Source organism: Pontibacter mucosus, from assembly GCF_003054055.1.
Lineage (GTDB): Bacteria > Bacteroidota > Bacteroidia > Cytophagales > Hymenobacteraceae > Pontibacter > Pontibacter mucosus.
In genome coordinates, this window is the sequence record NZ_QBKI01000014.1 from 62,794 (window position 1) to 82,127 (window position 19,334).

Annotated in this window: 17 protein-coding genes; 9 read left to right on the top strand and 8 right to left on the bottom strand. The window is 53.4% G+C overall.

Translation table 11 applies throughout. The annotated features are described in order from the left end of the window. Nucleotides 1-27 precede the first annotated feature (27 nt). Nucleotides 28-516 (bottom strand): hypothetical protein, encoded by a 489-nt coding sequence (locus tag C8N40_RS20930; RefSeq protein WP_108213761.1) that lies wholly within the window; start codon nt 514-516, stop codon nt 28-30. A 254-nt stretch (nt 517-770) separates the two neighbouring features. Here C8N40_RS20930 and C8N40_RS20935 point away from each other — a divergent pair, with 254 nt between their 5' ends. Continuing rightward, nucleotides 771-1,445: a hypothetical protein gene (locus tag C8N40_RS20935; protein ID WP_108213762.1), complete on the top strand. Its 675-nt coding sequence runs from the start codon at nt 771-773 to the stop codon at nt 1,443-1,445. A gap of 16 nt (nt 1,446-1,461) precedes the next feature. On the opposite strand, the gene C8N40_RS20940 is transcribed toward C8N40_RS20935, so the two are convergent. The 6 genes from C8N40_RS20940 to C8N40_RS20965 all read right to left on the bottom strand — a co-directional run bounded on the left by C8N40_RS20940 (nt 1,462) and on the right by C8N40_RS20965 (nt 9,859). After that, complete coding sequence (locus tag C8N40_RS20940; protein WP_108213763.1) at nt 1,462-2,247, bottom strand: SAM-dependent methyltransferase; 786 nt, start codon at nt 2,245-2,247, stop codon at nt 1,462-1,464. Between the two features lie 47 nt (nt 2,248-2,294). Then, nucleotides 2,295-2,966, bottom strand: coding sequence for an oxidoreductase (locus tag C8N40_RS20945; RefSeq protein ID WP_108213764.1), 672 nt, complete (start codon nt 2,964-2,966; stop codon nt 2,295-2,297). A gap of 12 nt (nt 2,967-2,978) precedes the next feature. Next, entirely contained in the window at nt 2,979-5,492 is a 2,514-nt protein-coding gene (locus tag C8N40_RS20950) for a DUF5916 domain-containing protein (protein WP_108213765.1), read from the bottom strand. A 101-nt stretch (nt 5,493-5,593) separates the two neighbouring features. After that, complete coding sequence (locus tag C8N40_RS20955; protein ID WP_108213766.1) at nt 5,594-6,436, bottom strand: CvfB family protein; 843 nt, start codon at nt 6,434-6,436, stop codon at nt 5,594-5,596. An 853-nt stretch (nt 6,437-7,289) separates the two neighbouring features. Then, nucleotides 7,290-7,889 carry a Dps family protein gene (locus tag C8N40_RS20960; RefSeq protein ID WP_108213767.1) on the bottom strand — a complete coding sequence of 200 codons (600 nt, stop codon included), beginning with the start codon at nt 7,887-7,889 and terminating at the stop codon, nt 7,290-7,292. A 74-nt stretch (nt 7,890-7,963) separates the two neighbouring features. After that, entirely contained in the window at nt 7,964-9,859 is a 1,896-nt protein-coding gene (locus C8N40_RS20965; protein ID WP_108213768.1) for a hypothetical protein, read from the bottom strand. A gap of 254 nt (nt 9,860-10,113) precedes the next feature. Between C8N40_RS20965 and C8N40_RS20970 the strand changes: the two genes are divergently transcribed. The 4 genes from C8N40_RS20970 (at nt 10,114) to C8N40_RS20980 (ending at nt 12,951) form a co-directional block, all read left to right on the top strand. Further along, entirely contained in the window at nt 10,114-11,379 is a 1,266-nt protein-coding gene (locus C8N40_RS20970; RefSeq protein ID WP_108213769.1) for a putative DNA modification/repair radical SAM protein, read from the top strand. Between the two features lie 90 nt (nt 11,380-11,469). Further along, the gene (locus C8N40_RS23355) at nt 11,470-11,601 is read left to right on the top strand and encodes a hypothetical protein (RefSeq protein ID WP_262502447.1); all 132 of its coding nucleotides are present in this window, start codon (nt 11,470-11,472) and stop codon (nt 11,599-11,601) included. A 27-nt stretch (nt 11,602-11,628) separates the two neighbouring features. Further along, nucleotides 11,629-12,405, top strand: a complete 777-nt coding sequence (locus tag C8N40_RS20975; protein WP_108213770.1) for a TIGR03915 family putative DNA repair protein — start codon at nt 11,629-11,631, stop codon at nt 12,403-12,405. Nucleotides 12,406-12,582: 177 nt separating this feature from the next. After that, nucleotides 12,583-12,951, top strand: coding sequence for a hypothetical protein (locus C8N40_RS20980; RefSeq protein WP_245756139.1), 369 nt, complete (start codon nt 12,583-12,585; stop codon nt 12,949-12,951). A gap of 66 nt (nt 12,952-13,017) precedes the next feature. Here the strand turns inward: C8N40_RS20980 and C8N40_RS20985 are convergent, their stop codons facing one another. Next, nucleotides 13,018-13,713, bottom strand: a complete 696-nt coding sequence (locus tag C8N40_RS20985) for a hypothetical protein (protein WP_146173617.1) — start codon at nt 13,711-13,713, stop codon at nt 13,018-13,020. Between the two features lie 272 nt (nt 13,714-13,985). Between C8N40_RS20985 and C8N40_RS20990 the strand changes: the two genes are divergently transcribed. The 4 genes from C8N40_RS20990 to C8N40_RS21005 all read left to right on the top strand — a co-directional run bounded on the left by C8N40_RS20990 (nt 13,986) and on the right by C8N40_RS21005 (nt 19,211). Further along, nucleotides 13,986-15,968, top strand: coding sequence for a DUF3857 domain-containing protein (locus C8N40_RS20990; RefSeq protein ID WP_108213772.1), 1,983 nt, complete (start codon nt 13,986-13,988; stop codon nt 15,966-15,968). Nucleotides 15,969-16,052: 84 nt separating this feature from the next. Next, entirely contained in the window at nt 16,053-17,969 is a 1,917-nt protein-coding gene (locus C8N40_RS20995; RefSeq protein ID WP_108213773.1) for a DUF3857 domain-containing protein, read from the top strand. A 21-nt stretch (nt 17,970-17,990) separates the two neighbouring features. Further along, nucleotides 17,991-18,584 carry a hypothetical protein gene (locus tag C8N40_RS21000; protein ID WP_108213774.1) on the top strand — a complete coding sequence of 198 codons (594 nt, stop codon included), beginning with the start codon at nt 17,991-17,993 and terminating at the stop codon, nt 18,582-18,584. 132 nt (nt 18,585-18,716) lie between these two features. Further along, nucleotides 18,717-19,211 (top strand): hypothetical protein, encoded by a 495-nt coding sequence (locus C8N40_RS21005; protein ID WP_146173618.1) that lies wholly within the window; start codon nt 18,717-18,719, stop codon nt 19,209-19,211. Nucleotides 19,212-19,334 lie beyond the last annotated feature (123 nt).

Here is a 19,334-nt window from a genome sequence, read left to right on the forward strand (position 1 = left end):
TTATACTTTGTAAGTATGGCTCAGCAATTAAAACACGTAACGCACGTGCAGGGCCGTATCCCAGAAGCCGCCGCCGCTCGGGATGTTGATGTACGGTTTGATGTCGGCGCCGATGGTGAACGGAATGTCGCGGATGTAATACTCCAGACCCAGGACACCGTCAATACCTACGCCCACTACGTCGTCGTGGTAGTGCTTGTGGTGACGGTCATAGTAGTGGCGGCCTTCCCAGAAGCCGATGTGGCCACCGATACCGTAGTACCACTGCAGGCCGGCAGCGTTAAAGGCCGGAGCATGCTTCTCGTACAACACGGTCAGCACGGTGCCTCTATACTTAAAGCTGGTGCTCAGGATACCCTCAATGGCGGCATCGCTCTTGATAAAGTGTTTTACGGTAAGGCCGGAAGCGGCGCCTCCTCTCAGGCCGATGCCTGTGGAGTAACTCTGTGCCTGTGCGCCGATAACAGCAAATAGCACAAACGCCAGAGCGAACGTTAGTTTCGTAATGGTTCTCATTTGCTAAAAGTTGAATGATTTTCGCGTAGCAGGGGGTACACACCTCCTGTCTGCCGCGAAATTACAACTTCTAACGAGTATAAAAACTGTTTTTGTATGCGGGGATTACTTTTTGCCTTTATGCAATTTGTTAAGTCAGCGGAAATTGATGCGCTTCTTAAGATTGGTATAGTAATATACTTCTAAAGCAGTATATTACTATACCAATCCAAATAGAGGGATACTCTCTTGCCTGGTTCTGTTTATATACCCTGATGAAAACAAACATTCAATTCTTTCTACAGCTGATAAAGATGTCCTGTGGCCTTATCTTCCTATTAAACAGCTGCATCCCATCTACAAATTATACTTCCTCTGTCGGAGGTTGTCCTAAGGTTTTCAGGTCAGGGGAGAAGATACTAATGGGAGAAATGACAGGCGTATCTCCTAACCAATCCTACGAATTTTACGAGCAGTTTGCTGAGCGGGTAAGTAAATCAGGCCTGAGGCCATACTATGCTGTGGAGCAGGAGATGGACCTACGGGTGCATGGCATCAAGCCTAACGAGGCTATAGACTTAAGTAGCCTTGTCATATTGCAGCGTTTGGGTTACGACTACTATATCAAAGTAAACATTGGAAGCACAAGCTCAGGAACAGGTTATTCTAGTGTAAGTGCTGCCGAGCAAAGGGAATTGCAGTCTGGTTATGGGACAAAGGAAGAAAACAACACCAAAGCCTCAGTGGTTTTCGAACTCTATTCCACGAGTAAAAAACAACTTATCTATACTTTGGCAGCCACAACTGCAATGGAGGCGGTAACAATTCCAAGCAAAGAAACGGAAAACGGTTATCGGGGCAGTAAAAGTATAAACCTATCCACTACCCCAATAGCAGTCAAGAAAGCATTCAATAAAGGTGTAGAAAGGCTTCTGCAAGCGTGTCAGTAATCTGTTATAGGAACCGCTACTTTTTGCCCTCTGATTTGTAATCCTGCAGGTAGGCGGTTTGCTTGGTGCGGCGCCCAATCAGTTTAAAGAAGGAGATAAAACCTTGCTGGTCAAGCTGGATGGCTCTGGCAAAAGCGTCCTCCTCATCAGAGCCTTCAAAGTCCTTAATATAATGCTCCCGCACCAGCGCCGCCTCGTCCAGTTCCTGGGCCGCTTCGATTTGTACCAGGCCCGTCTTTTCCCAGAGCTTGCGCCACCAGCCGATGGTATGGATAAAGTACCAGTAGCGCTGGTAGTCTTGGCGCAGGAAATCCGGTACCTGTTCCAGCGACTCCACCTCCCGGGTAAAGCACACGTCCACGATGGCGATGTAGCCGCCGGGCTTTACGAAGCGGGCAATGTAGGGCAGGTACTTCTCGTCGGTGCCAAAGTAAGTATAGGAGTCCACCACAATCACCGCGTCGAAATATTCCTCAGCAAAGGGCAAGGCGCGGGCGTCGGCCTCCATCGGAATCACCCGGTCCTGGCACTTCTCGTGGCAGATGCGCTGGTAGTTGTCGCTGGCCGATACGGCCTCATCCACGGCATACACCGTGACGCCAAATTCCCGGGCCAGAAAAATGGAGCTGATGGCCTTGCCGCAGCCCAGGTCCAGCACGCGCATACCCGGCTCCAGGTGCAGTGACTTGGTAAGGCTTTCGAGATTAAAAAGCACGTTCTCGCCCATGGAGTGGCGGCGCACCCAATCCGGGTCATAGCGCATTGCCTTCGGGAACACGTGTTGCAGTTTTTTATCGGCCATAGAAACTTAGAGAGTTTAGGAATTAGAGAGTGGAGAGAACCCACTAACTAACGCTCCCCAACCATACGGGAGATTTCGTCGGAGGGGTGGATATACTTGCCCGTTTTCTCGGTTTTGGCGGCGGCCAGCATGGCGCGTGCCACAGTCTCTCCCTCTATGGGTTTATACTTTTGTAGCGGGCCAATCATCAGGCCGCTCAGCGGTTTCATCACCTTGCTGGCCAGCTCCTCACCCGAGCGCTTTTCCTCGCGCTCGCCCAGCAATAAGGCAGGCCGGAAGATGTGGATACTGTCGAATGGCTGCTGCTGTACATCGCGCTCCATCTCGCCTTTTACCTTGTTGTAAAAGAACATCGAGCCCGCATCTGCCCCCATCGCCGACACCACCAGAAATTGCCTGGCGCCTTTTCGGGCTGTTATCTCGGCCAGTTGGGTAACATAGGTATGGTCTACTTTATAGAAATTCTCCTTGGAACCTGCCTTTTTAATGGTGGTGCCAAGGGTGCAAAAGATATCATCGGCCACCAGGTCGGCGGCATAGTCCTTCATCCGGTCAAAGTTGATTACCTGCTGGTCCAGTTTGGGGTGGATAAGGGGGAGTTCATGGCGTCCAACAGAAATTACCTGGCTGTAGCGATCGGATTTGAGCAGCAGGGAGAGCAGGTGCCCGCCCACCAAACCGCTGCCTCCGGCTATCAGTGCAGTTCTTACTTTTTGCATAAGGTTTCTGGCTTATGCAGAGAGTACGTTCCGGAGGGAAACATAGTCTATAAAGTATAGAAGTTTAACCGAGAAATTGTTGTGCTGCGGCACGGCAAAGGTGTTGGAGAGATTGTCGAAGTAGCGTTTCTCCACCTTATGACTCTGATCCTCCACAAAGTTTTTCCATACCACCCGCAGCTCGCTGCCCGGGGCAAAGCGCCAGCTGTACACCAGGTCCAGGGTAAAGGTGTTGTAGTTGATGTCGTCGATGCGGGAAGTATACACCTCCTGATCGGCGGTGGTTGGCTGCAGCAGGCCCTGTTTTGTCAGTTCGAAAAATTCCTTGTAGGCGGCCCTGGACCAATAGTGGCGCATGTTCAGGGTCAGGCCCGAACGCTCGTTAAAAATATAGGCGCTGGTGATGGTGGTGTTCAGGGTAGTGCGGGTGCGATCACCGAACAGGATGTGGGTTTGCTGCTGGGCATCCTCATACTTGCTGGCATAGCCGATGTTGCGCTTGTCTATACTATAGCTGTTGCCGTTGATGATGGAGAACTTGTCATTTACGCGGAAGCGCGGCGAGAAGGAGAGCGACCAGCTGTTCTGGTCGTAGCGGCGCGAGGCCCAGTAGTTGGCGGTGGCATCATAGGCAAAACGCTTGCGGTAGTCGGTGCTGTAGCCGATGTTGGCGTTGAAAGCCGGCGGCTGCACAAACACCTGCGGGAAAGCGCGCGCCTCGAAGTAGTCGTAGCGCTCGCCGGGGCGCACCGTTACGCCGCCCCACAGGCTGTTAAAATTGCGGAAGCGCACACTGGAGCTGGCGCTCATATCCAGCGCAATGAATTTACCCGGGTCGTAGAGCCTGCTGTGGGCCACGCTGATGCTGTTGTTCCACGACAAAAACTTCCAGACAGGCTGGTAGAAATTGTAGCTCACGCTGGCGCTGGTGCTAATCTCGTTGTTGTTGCTCAGAAAGCCCAAGTCGTTGATGTCGTAGGTGTCGGACTCCACGTTGTGGTTGATGCCGTAGCGCAGGTTGCCGCTGATCTTGCTCAGGTTCAGGGAGTACTGGTGGCCCAGGTCTACCCCGTTATTGTTGTCTTTGCCATATAACTGACTCAGGTTTCCGCCGGTGGTCAGGGCATACATGTTGCGCTTATCGGCAAAGCGCATGCTCAGGCCGGTCACGTTGGCGTCGTAGAAGCCGCTGGCGCGGGTAACGTTGGTGTTGGTGAAGGTAATATAGGAGTTGCGCGGCAGGGTCTGGTCCAGCACAAACACGTTGTAGTTGGTAAAGGGATTGGTCAGCACCTGGCGTGTGTTGCCCAGCGAGTCCTGCACGGTGGCGTGGGTGTTGCCGGTAATGGCGTTAAACAGGCCGATGCCCAGCCCGCGGCGCGTCCTGCCCGATACCTTGGCGGCGTTGAGGAGTTGTGTTTCGCCCGGGTTGCGGGTTATCTCCTCGCCCTCCTGCAGCTGATCTTGTACCCGGCCATGCCCCACCGGGCGGGAGCCGATGCGGCGGGAGTAGAAGAGGCCTGCTTTGTTAAAGAGTTCCGTGCCCTCGGTAAAGAACTGGCGGTTCTCGTTATACTTCACCTCGAAAGGGCCCAGGTTGAGTACCTGATCATCCGAGCGTGTCTGGCCAAAGTCGGGGATCAGGGTTACGTCCAGGGTAAAGGCGTCGTTGATGCCATACTTCACGTCCATGCCTCCGTTCACGGAGTGGGTAAAGTCTTTGGCTTTGCGCTCGCTGTCGGGGCTGGCGTAGTGGTTTACGTAACCGGAAATGTAGGGCATAAACTGCAGTCGCACCGGCGACTTCACCCCCTCAATGCCAATCACGCGTCCCGCCTGGTTAATCAGGCCGCTCACCGAGTTGTCCACGTGGCTCCAGTAAGATTTCTCGCGGTTGCGGCGGATAACGCGCATGTAGTTCACGCCCCAGGTCTGCACCTCGGCCTCCGGAAAGCGGATGGCTCCGTATGGAATGCGCATCTCCACCGTCCAGCCCTGCTCGTGGGTGCGCACGCTGCTTTCCCACACGGCATCCCAGTTCCAGTCCTCACGCCCCTGCGAGTGTTTGATGTCGGTTTGCACCCCGGCCGCTGATACCAGGAAGGCAAAGGCATTCTGTTTATCGTTGTAGGTATCCAGGTACACGCCAAACATATCGGCGTTGTTCTCGCCGGAGTCGCGCTGGCCCAGTTGGGTAAGTATAGAGTCGGGGGCGGTATCGTACAGCATGGCCCCGATGTAAATGGCCTCATCGTCATAGAGCATGTACACCTCCGTTTTTTGGGAGGAGGGCATGCCATTGAGCGGGTCGTAGCGGTAGAAGTCCCGGGCCGGGTTTACCTGCTGCCATACTTCGGGCTCCAGGTGGCCGTCCAGCACGGGAGCTGCCTGGGTGCGAATTACTTTAGAGGTCTTGCTGGTTTTGGTTCTTTCTGTTTCTGTGTCGTCGTATTTGCCGCTGTGCGCCTGTGCTCCTCCTACGCACAAGCCCATTACAAGCGTGAGAGGTATAAGTTTAGTAAGCATACGTCATGGCCGCCCCCCGTCAGGGTGCGGTAGGTTTTAAAGTGAGATCGTCAGGTAAAGTAAGTCGTATTGTAAACGTATGCGGGTAGCGGAGATGGGGCTTAGCCCTTTCGCAGCCGTATACTGTCTGGTTCTATGGTAATCTGGCCGGCTTTGTAGAGGCCACCGATGGCGCGCTTAAAGGTTTTCTTGCTCATGCCCAGCGTCTGGTAAATGTCTTCCGGCGTGCTGTTGTCGGAAATTGGTAGCCAGCCGCTGCCTTGCTGCAGCAGGCGCAGAATCTTGTCGGCGGCCTCGTCTTTCTCCTCTTTCTGGTTCACGCCCGGCTTGCGCAGCGTCACGTCAATCTTGTTGTCAGGGCGGATGAGCTTGATGTAGCCGGTGGTTTTATCGCCGATACGCAGGTCCTGGAATACTTCATTTTTGTAAAGGATGCCCATGTACTCGCTGTTGATGAGGACCTTGAGGCCGATGTCGGTGAGCCCGGCTACCAACAGTTGCACCTCCTCGCCTTCGCTTAACCGGATGTCTTCGTTGTGCAGGTATTTGCCCAGTTTAGAGGTGGCCACCACGCGGTCGGAGGTCTCGTCCAGGTAAATGTAGACGCAGTACTTGCGGCCCACCTGCATCTTGTTTTTCTGGTTATGCAGCGGCACGAGCAGGTCCTTCTCCAGTCCCCAATCCAGAAACGCGCCGAAAGGAGTCACGTCGGTGCAGGTAAGGCAGGCGAACTCGCCAACGGTAGCGTGCGGCTGCAGGGTAGTGGCAATCATGCGGTCCTCGGAGTCGCGGTACACAAACACGCGCAGCTTGTCGCCTACTTTAGCGCCTTCCGGCACATACTTGCCCGGCAGCAGGATGTCGCCATCCTCCGAGGTAAGGTACACGCCAAAATCTACTTCACGCGCTATTACGAGTTCATTATAATTACCAAGGTCTACCATGTTTCCTGCTTACGGGGTTTATAGTGCAGGGGCTGCACTCTTTTCACAAATCTACTAAAAAGCGGGCGCGGCTGAAAGTTGTAACAATAGATAATTAGGTATAAAGTATAGAGGTGCATAAAAGTATAAGTAGGAGGTACTGGGGTTGCAACCTGACTGGCCTGAAAAGTCATACTTATACTTTGGTTATACTTTCTAGCTCTGGTCTATACTTACCAATTTATACTTGAGCTATACTTTCACTGCAACTGCCTCCTGCAACCTGAACTAAGCAATCCTTGCTAGCTGCCGTTCACCCTCCAGGCTTAAATAAGCTACTGTTGCATTTCATACTTTGGTGCCCTCCCAGGCCGGGAGGCCTCGCCTTGGGGGTAGGGGCCCTCGATAAGGGCATCGCGCGGTGTGCCTGAAGCTGCCTCCGCGCTGCTCCGGCTGCCTCACTTCGTTCGGCACCGCAACATGCACAAGGCGCTCAACCCAAAGGCTGGGATAAGGTCGATAGCCGCCGCTGACGGAGCCCCAACCAAAGTCCCCCTTTGAAGGGGGTAGGGGGATGTAATCGCCTGCTGATAATTCCCCTCCACGGAGGGGCTAGGGGTGGGTTTATACTTTGTAGGGACAGTAGCTATGAAACTTATACTTCAACCCAAGTAACTACAGACTCCCCGCCTTAGACAAGGAGGGGCCAGGGGTGGTTGGATTCGGCACAGCTAAAAATATTCCTCCTGTTTAGATCAGGAAGCTCGGTAAAAGGAGAGGGCAGGAGGAGAGGTGAATGAAGCTACAAGTATAAAGTATAAACCCCGGCAGCCTACGCCACCGGGGTTTATACTTTATACTTTCTCCGACCGTATTAAGCCTTTACTTTCTTCTTGGCTTTTGATTTCGATTCCGCCTCGCCGTCTTCCATGATATCCTCTGGTCTGGCAATGAGGCCGATGGATAGACCGTCTTCACCCAGGAAGTGCTCGATGTGATGGCAGCGGTCCTCGGTCTTCAGCAGGATGCCCTCTAGCAATGACTTGGTGGCAAAATCCTCCAGCTCAAACGCCTTTTTGATAGACTTGCGCAGCTCTATGGCTATCGTCTTCTCGTCATCCATGTCCTTGTTGAGCATCTCACGGATACGGAACTCGCCTTCCTCCTCGTGCTCCAGGTAGGCAATCTTTAGCTGGTTGGCCGGGTGACAGGTAGGGCAGTAGCCCATCACGGTCAGGCGTTCGGCAATAGCGTCGTACTGCTCGTGTATCTCGTTGTAGTGCTCCTCAAAAAACAGGTGCAGGTCGCGGAACTGCGGGCCCTCCACCAGCCAGTGGTGCTTGTGGTATTGGTGGTATAGCACGATAAAGGAAGCCAGGTGACGGTCCAGTTCTTTGGCTATGGCCGTTGCCGTCTCTTTCGACAATCCTACCGGATTTCCTTCATACTCATTCTTCTCTCTTACCTTTTTCATAGTATCTTATGTGTATCTCAGTTTAAGGGTACCTGCCTATAAACAGGTAAAAGCGAGAAAAGGATACAGTCAGGTTAATGGAAATCGGCCACGCCGGGGCGGTCGAACTGGAAGTTTCGGAAGTCGTAGAAGGGTGCCGAGGACTCGTAAAGCCTTACCCCGCGCATGCTGGTGTTGGGGGGAAGTTGCGGGTAATAACTCAGCGTAACCTGTATAGTGCTGAACGACATAAACTCGTTGCGGAGCCTGAAGCCCAGCCCGAAACTGCTGTAAGGCTTCTCCTTGAAAGGGGAGCTTTGGTTGCCAAACGAAAGCCAGGCCAGGTCGGCATAAACAAAGGTAGCCAGGCGGAAGCCAACCAGGGAAAGCGGGGTATATAGGTTAGCCTCATAGTTGAAGGATGCCCGCCGCGTGCCCCGCACCATATCGGATCGGAAGCCGCGCACGCCGCTCTCGTTGTTGATAGAGAGCAGTTCTTCCGGATACCGGTTTATGCCGAAGGTGCCCCGGCCAAGCAGGTAGTGGCGCAGTTTCCAGTTGCCCCACTCGGCCAGCCGCGTAATATACATCGCCTCCACATCCAGCACCCCTTGTTCCCACTGGTCGTCGCGCAGAAAAGAGCCGTAGCCCACCCGGCTGTAGAGGTAGCCAAAGCTGGGAGCGTACCTGGCAAAGGAGAGGGAAGAGCCAAGGTAATGCCTGTCCCAGATGGCGCCGTCCTGGTAGCCGCCCGTCACGGAGAACAGGGTGCCCACCGGTATGTCCTCTGTCCTGCCAAAACCGAAGATGAAGCGATCCTTGTAATACTTCCGGATGCTGTAGCCCACGCTGCCCAGCATCAGTACGTTATCCTGAAAATTCTCGGTGGGGATGGTGTTATACTTGGTGTTGATGACGCGGGCGCCAAGAATGAACCTGCCGCGCGGCTCATACCCCAGGATGTAGGTCTTGGGTTTCAGCGTCCGGCCCAGCCACACGTCCTGCTGCGCGTAGCCCACATTCCCGTAACGGGCGGCCGTGTCCTCGGGGGCGGCAGGAAGTATGATGCGCTCGTCTATCCGGCTGATGCCTACAGCACCCGCATACTTGGTGTTCAGTGTATAAAAGTCGCGGTACAGGTAAAAGCTCTTCTCTTTGTAGTAGTTCTCGTCCACGTAGGCCAGGTCCGCGGAGATGTAGGTTCTGCCGATGTTTTCGATGGAGTAGAAGGCGGCGGCCTCCCAGGGGCGCGGGCGGTTGAGGTTGAACTTATAGGTGCCTTCTATCTGGTGGCCCTGGCCCAGAAAGTTAAGCTCGCGCAGCGTAATGCGCCCCCTGCCCGAGGAAGGGGAGTAGGAGCCGGAACCACCCAAACTGAAAATGTCGCGGGTGATGACAAACACATCCACGCTGTCGTTGGTAGTGGTCTCCTCGTTCACGATGATGCGGGCGTCGAGAATGTGGCGCGTCTGGCGCAGCAAACGCTCCGACTCCACCAGCGCCAGCGGCTCCAGCGGCTCCATCTTCCGGAAAAGCAGTTTGTTGCGCACTTCGCCGCGGCCGGTCTTTACGTGGAGCGAGTTTCCGGCCTTCTCAAAGAAGTTGCGCGGCGCCCGCGAGGTGTCGCTAATAGAGTAGCCGAACGGATCCAGGGACAGGATGTCGATATGGCGCACGATTTTATAGTTATGCAGCTCATACTCCTTCTGTATCAGCTCGGCATCCAGGCCGTATACTTCCTCCTCGTCGCGCTCAAAGTCCAGCAGCGCCTTCAGCAGCTTGCCCATAATTGTCTTCCGCTCCGACATCTGCTTCAGATTCTGAATCATGCGCTCGTTGAAAGTCTGGCGGATGGTATCCTGTGGGAGGGTGTCTTGCCGGGTAGTATCCTGCGGCTGCACCTGCGCCTGGCATACCCCACTACACAGCAACAGCATGCACAGCAGGCACACCAGCGGCAGCGGTTTACATATAGGGTGCAGGTAAGGCATAAAACGGTTCGTGCGAAGGGGCAAGGAACATTAACCTTCTAATATAACGGTTTATATGGGTATTAGTAGTTGCCGAAAGTATAAAATAGCTGCTGATAGGGGCAGAAACGCGTTTCTGAACATGAGGTTTGCTAATAAATTTAGTTTATCAACAGGTGTAGATAAGCTTGTGGATAAGTATTTGCTAATTATTTTGGTTTTATAAGTTTGGTGGGGCTATCTTTAACCCGTAGAAAGTACAGAAGCAGAGCCGGATGGAAAGCAGATTGATTGAAAAGCTAAGTATTTTAGCAGATGCTGCCAAGTATGATGTTTCCTGCTCCTCGAGCGGCGGTAAGCGCAGGAACGAGAACAAGGGACTGGGCAACGCCGAGGGAATGGGCATCTGCCACAGCTACACCGAAGACGGCCGCTGTGTGTCGCTGCTGAAGATACTGCTTACCAACCATTGCATCTACGACTGCGCCTACTGCGTGACCCGAAAGAGCAACGATGTGAAGCGCGCCGCTTTTACGGTGCAGGAGGTGGTGGACCTGACGATTAACTTCTACCGCCGCAACTACATCGAGGGGTTGTTTCTGAGCTCGGGCATTTTTAAGAATGCGGATTATACGATGGAGCGGCTGGTGCGGGTGGCCAAAAAGCTGCGGCAGGAGCACAAGTTCAACGGCTACATCCACCTGAAAACGATACCGGGCGCCAGCGAGGAGCTGATAAAAGAGGCGGGGCTGTATGCCGACAGGTTGAGCGTGAACATAGAGCTGCCTTCGGAAATGAGTCTGCAGCAACTGGCGCCGGAGAAAAGCTATAAAGAGGTGCTCGAGCCGATGGGCAGTATCAGGCAGCAACTGGCGCAGGCCAGCGAGGAGAAGAAGCTGTTTAAGTCGGCGCCAAGCTTTGCGCCGGCCGGGCAGAGCACGCAGCTGATTGTGGGGGCCTCGGCCGAGAACGACCACCAGATCCTGCAGCTATCGAGCCAGCTGTACAAAGACTACAGCCTGAAGCGCGTGTACTACTCCGGCTACGTGCCCATCAGCAGCGACAGCCGCCTGCCGATAATGGCCGATCCGCCCATCATCCGGGAGAACCGCATTTACCAGGCCGATTGGCTCATGCGCTTCTACGGGTTCGAGGCGAAGGAGATTGTGGATGAGCAGCATCCGCACCTGGACCTGGACATTGACCCGAAGCTGGGTTGGGCCTTGCGCCACCGGCACGTGTTTCCGGTGGAGGTGAACACGGCCGACTACGAGCTGCTGCTGCGGGTGCCAGGCATCGGTATCAAGAGTGCGCAGAAGATTGTGTCGGCCAGAAGGTTTGCTCAGCTCAACTTTGAGCACCTGCGGCAGATGGGCGTGGTACTGAAGCGGGCCAAGTACTTTATCACCTGCCAGACCAAAAGCCTGCAGCGCCAGGATGTGGAGTCGGAGCTGATAAGGCGGAAAATCCTGTTCGGAGAAGGCTCGGTGAGAAGTGCCCTGCTAAAGCAGCAGCTGGATTTGTTTAAACAGGTAGGTTAAGAGAGGGGGAACGGCATGACAGCGCGAAAAAAGAAATCATCTATACCAAGTTATACTTCCAAATCTATCCAATCTAAGAAAGTATTCGTCATGAGAAAGAACCAGAAAGTAGCCCGCGTATCGCTGTACTGCAAACTGAACATGCTGGTGCCGCAACTGCAGAGCCTTTCGGCGCGTGCCCAGTCCGATGTGGCCGATAAGAACCGCAACGCCGGCAAATAACAAAGCCCGCCGGGTTTATACTTGGTCATGCACTTTTATACTTACGACGGCTCGTTTGAAGGACTGCTGACGGTGGTGTTTGAGGCCTTTGAGCGCAAAGCCTGGCCCACCGGCATTGAGCCCGGGCACCTGGCCCAGCCCAGTATGTTTGGCGAGCACATTGCTGTGGTAACTGATGAGGAGAAAGCCGGGCGCGTGTGGCAGGGGTTGCAGAAAAAGCTAAGTATACATGCCCAGCAGGCACTCTACCATACCTACCTGTGGGAGCAGCCAGGTTTCGAGCAAACCATATTTGATTACATCAGGCTGGTCTTTAGCTCCACGCAAAGTATAGAGGGCCATTATACCGCGCCCTGTGTGCTGCAGGTGCAGCAGGCAGCCAAGCAGGTACACCGCGAAAAGCATCGGATGGAAGCCTTCGTGCGTTTTCAGAAAACAGCAGACGAGCTATACTACGCCACCATCTCCCCGGACTTTAACGTGCTGCCCCTTATCGTGCGCCACTTCGAAAAGCGCTACGCCAACCAGCGCTGGGTAATTTACGACACCAACCGCCGCTACGGCGCCTACTACGACTTAAGCCGGGTCTCGCTGGTGAACCTGGAGTTGCCGCCGCACCAGCGCATCATTCCACTGGCCCCCGAAGCCAGGGACGTGCAGGAAGACAGTTACCAGCAGCTCTGGCAAGTATACTTCAGCAGCGTCAACATTCCGGAGCGGAAGAACCCGAAACTGCACTTGCGGCACATGCCCAAACGCTACTGGAAGTACCTCTCTGAGAAGCAGCCCCGTGCACTACGGTAGTTATTGAGTTTCAGGCAAGTATAGCTGCTTACGGGCAAAACATCCCCTCCCATGCAACCTTTCTGGCCCAGAATACGTTATAAAGTATATATATATTATTTTTTCAAAGTATAGTGGGCGTGCCGGATTGTTTGCATTTTGGTTGGCTGCCCGCTTCATTCCCCATACCGTATTCCAATGAATTCACGCGTACGAAAGAAACTCATTCAAGTAGCTCGCGGCAGAGCGCATCTCATGTCCTACCAGAACCTTATCTATGAAGCCGAACTAGGCCTGAACCTGGAGAACCCCCACGAGAAGTCCATGTTGTCGGAGGTTATCAACGAGATTTCGGAGAGGGAGTATCGAGAGGGAAGACCGCTCCTTAGCTCGCTGGTGCAGGTAAAAGGACAGAAAAACCAGGGCGATAACTTCTTCAGGATGTGCGAGCGCCTGGGCTATGGCAACTGGAAAGAGCTGAAGAAGGACTCCAACTTTATAGAGCAGCAGCGCGAAGCATGCCGTGAGTTCTGGTCTGAGCAAGATAATTTCGACCAATACCTGTAAGTACAGGCATATATAAAAGTATAAACCTGGAGGCCGCTGTAAATTAACAGCGGCCTCCAGGTTTTTTTATTTGCGGAGTGTTACGTCTTTAAACTCTCCCACCGACGTTACCTCTCCCTCTACAACCATCTTGTACACCAGCGGAAAAACCACACCTAACCCAACAGGCTCGTAGGCTAGCTCATCGGCAAAGTAGGGGTAACGGCCTGTACTGTCGGGGCGGCTGGAGGTTAGCACCTGGCCGTTTTGCCGGTCGATGAACAGGTCTAAGGCCAGCGGATTCTGTGTGGTACGATCCTCCACCCGGACAATGTCCACCGGGCGGCCTTGGTAGGTATCGGCGCGCAGGAAAGTATACTGCAGCTGCCTGTTCTGCAGCATGGGTATAAAGTTGAAGAAGAAGGTGCGTTGCAGCGCCGCTGCCTCCTGCGCTGGTAGAGCCTCCCGCTTGCCGTTTATACTTTTCCAGTTGCCCGTGGCGTCTATACCTCTCACCTCGGTGCCGGAGGAAGTTTGGGTGCTGGTGCGGATGTGGCGTTTTGCCAGATCCAAAGTATAAAACGTGTGGCTGGTATCGCCGCTGGCCGTGGTGCGCACTAACGTATAGCTAAAGTGCCTTACCTGCCCAATGGCCTGCTCCCCGCCAAAGGCCTGCACCATGCGGGATCTGGCCACCTGGCCCCTTTGCAGGGCCTCAGCCGACTGCCCCAGCGCCAAGGTATAACATAAGGAGTACAGCAGGCAAAGTAAGGCTTTCTTCATAGTTTTCCGGTAGGTAGTTTATTGGGATAATGATAAATAGGGACGAGGCGCAAATATGCAAAATAGCTTTAGAAGCTGCTATAGTACTGGCCTGACTAAATTTTATGATTTCTTTTGATTATATATAGAAATATACTTTTCTTTATAGCAAATTTCAGTGAAAGGTATGGCTATGAGGCTGATCTGAAAAGTGTTACACTATTCTTTCTGAAGTTTTATGCGCTCTTTAAATTGTACACCAACTTATATTTCGTTCATTTTTATTATTGCCTATGAAAGCAATCTTTACAAAACTGTTCGCATTGGCGCTGGCCTTTGCATCCATTTCTCATTTTGCCTCTGCGCAGGCCGTTAAATTCGGGAAGGTAACCGAGGATGAGCTCAAAATGAGCTCCTACGACAAGGATACCTCCGCTGCCGCTGTAATACTTTCCGACTATGGCTTTGCCCGTTTTGAGTACATGGGCGAGCTGAAACTGGTAGTGGAGCGGCAAATGCGCATCAAGATCTTCAAGAAATCCGCCTACGACCTGGCCGACTTTGTGGTGCCTTACTACCAGCGGGGCTCCGGCAAAGAGCGCGTAAGCTCGGTGAAAGGCTTCACCTACAACCTCGAGAACGGCAAGATAAAGAAAGACAAACTGGAAGGCAGCAGCATTTTCGACGAGAAGACATCGGAGTACTGGTACGCCAAGAAGTTTACGATGCCGAACGTGAAGGAAGGCTCTGTGATAGACGTGTCCTATACCGTAACTTCCGACTTTATCTATGCCCTCCGCGACTGGGAGTTTCAGCACAAAGTACCTGTTGCCTGGAGCGAGTTCCGCGCCCGCATCCCGGAGTACTTCGACTACAAGTTCCTGGTGCAGGGCTACCACGGGCTGCACAAGAACGAGCAACTGAAGGAGACCGCCACCGGTTCGGCCAAATCCTCCCCCGATATGCTCAACAACGCCTATGTATGGATTATGAAGGATGTGCCGGCCCTGAAGGAGGAAAAGTACATCACCACCGTGCGCGACTACCAGTCTAAGATTGAGTTTGAGCTGCAGCGCGTGCAGTTCCCGGGCCAGACCGCCCGCATCATGACCGGCGACTGGGCCAAGGTAACCTCAGACCTGCTGACAGAGGATAGGTTTGGGGTGCAGCTAAACCGCAGCGCTTTCTTTAAAGAACAGCTGGCCGCTGTACAAGGCAAGTATAAAACGCAGCCGGAGCAGCTGGCCGCCATTTTCGACCTGGTGAAAAGCCGCATGAAGTGGAATGGCAACAACGGCTACTACGCCAACACCACCATCCGCAAAGCCTGGGACGAGCGTGCCGGTAACGCCGCCGACATCAACCTGCTGCTGACATCCATGCTGCTGGAGGCCGGCTTCGATGCGGCGCCTGTGCTGGTAAGCACGCGCAGCAACGGCCGTGTCAACCCCGCCATGTCGCCGATGATAACCAAGTTTAACTACGTGATAACGCATGTAAAGCTGGATGACAAGGAGTACCTGCTGGATGCCACCGACCCGCTAGTGCCGGTGGGCGTGCTGCCTGGTCGCTGCCTGAACGGGCAGGGCCGCCTGATAAAGAAGGGAGCCGACCGATGGGTGAACCTTAGCCCGGTAACAAACTACACCAAACTGGTAAGCGCTGACCTGTCCATGAACGCACAGGGCGAACTTGTAGGCACAGGCCGTGAATCGTTGGGCGGCTACGGGGCCATAAACATGCGCAGAACCATACTGGACGAGGGCGAGAGCAAGTATACCGAACGTCTGGCCAAGGAGGTTGGCGATTTTAAACTCACCAAGCCGGAAGTAAAAAACCTGGAGGACCTGAGCAGTACGCTGGACATCACCTACAACATCAATGTGAACGGCAGCGGCAGCAACAACAGCATCATTTACCTGAACCCGATGCTGGGCCGTGGTGAGAAGGAAAACCCGTTCAAGCTGGAGGAGCGCCTTTACCCCGTTGACTTCGGAACGCCAATCGACGAGACCTTTGTGTGCAGGCTGGCCATACCTGAAGGATACGAGATTGAGGAGATGCCGCAAAGTATAGCCGTTAACCTGCCGGAAAACGGAGGACGCTTTACGTACATGGTGCAGCAGGAGGGCAATACCCTGCAGGTGCTCAGCAGGCTGAACATCAACAAGCCGGTGTTCTACGCGCAGGAGTATGCTTACCTGAAGGAGTTCTACAACCGCATCATTGCCAAGCACGCCGAGCAAATTGTGTTAAAGAAGATAGCAGCTAAATAAGCTTTTAAGAAAGTATACCTGCCGGGCAGCGCTACTCTGGCGCTTGCCCGGCAGGTATTTCATTAAATTTTTAACCAATCGGCTATGCTACAAACAAACCCAACCTATAAATGGCTGTGCAGCCTGATGTGCCTGCTGCTGCTGGCCCCGCAGGTATTTGCGTCGGATATTACCTCACTGAGAGAGCTGAGCAAGGACGCAAACGCCATTATCCGTTCTGAAGAGACAGTTTTTACGGTAAACTCCATCAACAGCGGCACGCTCCGCTTTAAAACCACCATCACCATCCTCAACGAAAACGGGGACCACAAAGCTACGCTCTACGTGCCTTACAATAAAATGAGTAAGGTCACCAACATCTCCGGCACCTCCTATGACCGCTTCGGCAAGCGGATAAAGAAGCTCAAGAGCAGCGACATCAAGGACGTGAGCGCCATCAGCAGCATCTCCGTGTATGAAGACAGCCGTGTGAAAATAGCCAGCCTGGAGTATAGCGTATACCCTTATTCAGTGGAGTTCGAGTATGAGGTATCGGAGTCGAACATGATGTTTTATCCCCGCCTGTACCCGCAGGACGAGGAAAAGCTGGCCGTAGAGAAAGCCTCGCTGCAGGTGCTGGTGCCTCAGGGCTCCAAGCTGCGCTACCTGGAAAACAGCCACGCCCCGAAAGCAAAAGTAACGCAGACGGCCACCCACCAAGCTTATACCTGGGAGGTGAGCAACCTGAAGCCCGTAAGCCGTGAGCCCTATGGGCCCGCCTTTTCTGAAATGGTGCCCCAGGTGCTGACGGCCCCCAACGAGTTTGAGGTGGATGGCTACCGGGGGAGTATGGAAACCTGGAAAGACTTCGGCCTCTGGATAAACAAGCTGAACAACGGGCGCGACAAACTGCCTGCCGAAACGGTGGCCAAACTGCAGCAACTCACAGCCAACGCCAAAAGCACCGAGGAGAAAATCAGGCTGGTGTATGATTACATGCAGGGCAAGACGCGCTATGTGTCCATTCAGTTGGGCATTGGCAGCTGGCAGCCCTTTGAGGCCAGCTTCGTGGACAGCAAGGGCTACGGCGACTGCAAGGCCTTGTCTGTTTACACCCAGGCGATGCTGAAGGCAGTGGGCGTGGACTCCTACTACGCGCTTATCAGGGCCGGGGAGGGAACGCCGGACATTAAAACCGAATTCCCGAGCAGCCAGTTTAACCACGCCATACTTGGCGTGCCGATGGCGCAGGACACGATGTGGCTGGAGTGCACCAGCCAAACAGATGCCGCTGGCTACAACGGAAGCTTCACCGGCGACCGCCATGCATTGCTCATCACGCCGGAGGGCGGCAAGTTGGTAAAGACCACCGCCTACGGAGCCAACGATAACCTGCAAATCAGAAGTATAAGCGCGAAGGTAAATGAGGCCGGAGGCGCGGTTGCCAAGGTCAGCACCCGTTACACCGGCATCCAGCAGGAGTCCCGCGACCGGGTTATCTTGAACCGCAAACCCGAAGACCAGCGCAAGTGGCTTTACGAGAACACTTCGGCCCCTTCTTTCGAGATCGGCAAGTATAGCTTTACCCAGAAAAAAGACCGCATCCCCAGCGTTACCGAAGATCTGGAGCTAAGTCTGCGGCAGTGCGCCACCATTAGCGGCAAGCGCATGTTCATCAACCCAAACCTGATGAGCAAGTGGACGCATGTGCCCAACCAGAAGGAAAAGCGTCTGACCGATGTGGTGCGCACCCTGGCCTACCTGGATGTGGACACGGTAGAGATTGAGGTGCCTGTTGGCTATACCGTGGAATACCAGCCCCGCGACGTAGAGCATAAATCGGTGTTTGGGGAGTATAGCGCCACGGTAAAGGTAAACGGACAGCGCCTGACTTACGTGCGCCGCATGCAGATGAATAAAGGGCGCTTTGCTCCGGAGTCGTTCGCGCAGTTGGTCGAGTTCTACAACAAGATCATCAAATCGGACGCGGAGCAGGTAGTTTTTGTGAAGAACGTGCAGTAATGCGAAGTATAAGCCCAACCTATGAAAACGATGCGAAAGGTTATTTGGGGGCTGCTTCTGCTAGGCCTCTGCGCCAGCTGCATGCACCAGAACAGGCTAGGCGATCTGGCCGAAAAAAGCGGCAACCTGGAGCTGGCGGTACGCAACTTCAGCCAGGATTACCGGTTCGGGGACTGCTTTCTGTATCAGGAGGGCGATGAGCGCTTCATGCTGATTGTGACGGGCGTGTACCCGGGAGAGTATGCCACCTTTATGCCGGTGGCCGTGCCTGCCGTGGATAGTATAGATGAGTTTACCGTAGGCAAGTTCATGGTGAACTACTACTCCCGCGAGCCTAATATGCTCGATGCCTTGCTGGGTGGTGAGGCGCAACAGGGAGGCTTCGGCTTTTCGGTTTTTCCGGAGGATCTGACCTTGCTGCATCAAAGCCTTCATTACCTGTTCACAGTAAACCTAAACCCGGAAAAGGTGCAGGAGTATGGCGGCACCCCCCTCATCCCTGACCAGCCGCTGGGCTATACCATCCGGTTCTGCCTGGAGTTTGAGGCCATGCAGCGTCACGCTCCCGGTAAGCCTACGGTAGTAAAGCTCCCGCTGGAGAGCTTGTGCATGTGAATTGACCAAAAGGAGAGGGGGGAGCAGCTACATTTATACTTGCTAGCTGGAAGCTATGGCAAATGAGAATCAATGAAATTAGGAAATATTCTACTATTGCTGATTTTGATTTCATGCAATCCAACCGTGCATATGAAACAGAATGAAAATATAGGCGCTGCCAAACTCAATTTCTATACTTCACATAGACAGTTTTACATTATTGATAAGAATCCAACAGGCTCTACAAGTACTGATGACTTCTGGTCAGATGCAGCATCCATTAGGAGGCTGGCTGTAGAATCTGGAATATTAGGAGTAGGCACCGAATGCTATGGACCTGTAAAAGGAGAAATAGAGTTTCTTAACCACTCACAAAAAGCTGAAGACTTTGCTAAGTACGACCATGTAGTAGAAGGGGACCTCCAAGTGAATTCAGGAGTACTTCAAATAATTGACTGTCCTACAGGTGCCGTAGAATTTGAGAAAATAGTTAATCCAGGTAATTACAGGGTACGAATCTATTCAATGAACTTGGACAGTGTAAATGGCGAAGATGAAGGCGACGATTACTACAGAATAGAAGTTTGGCAGGGAGAGCCTGAAGGAGTAAAACTGTATAAAGAGTACAAAAATCAAATACCATAACCCAACACAGCTTTAACCCTTGCTGCGCTGCAGGCTTACGCTGTACAATCCGCTTACTATAGATCTTAACTCCGCCAGCGCAAACCTTTCTGCGCTGGCGGAGTTTTTTTATGAGGACAGAAA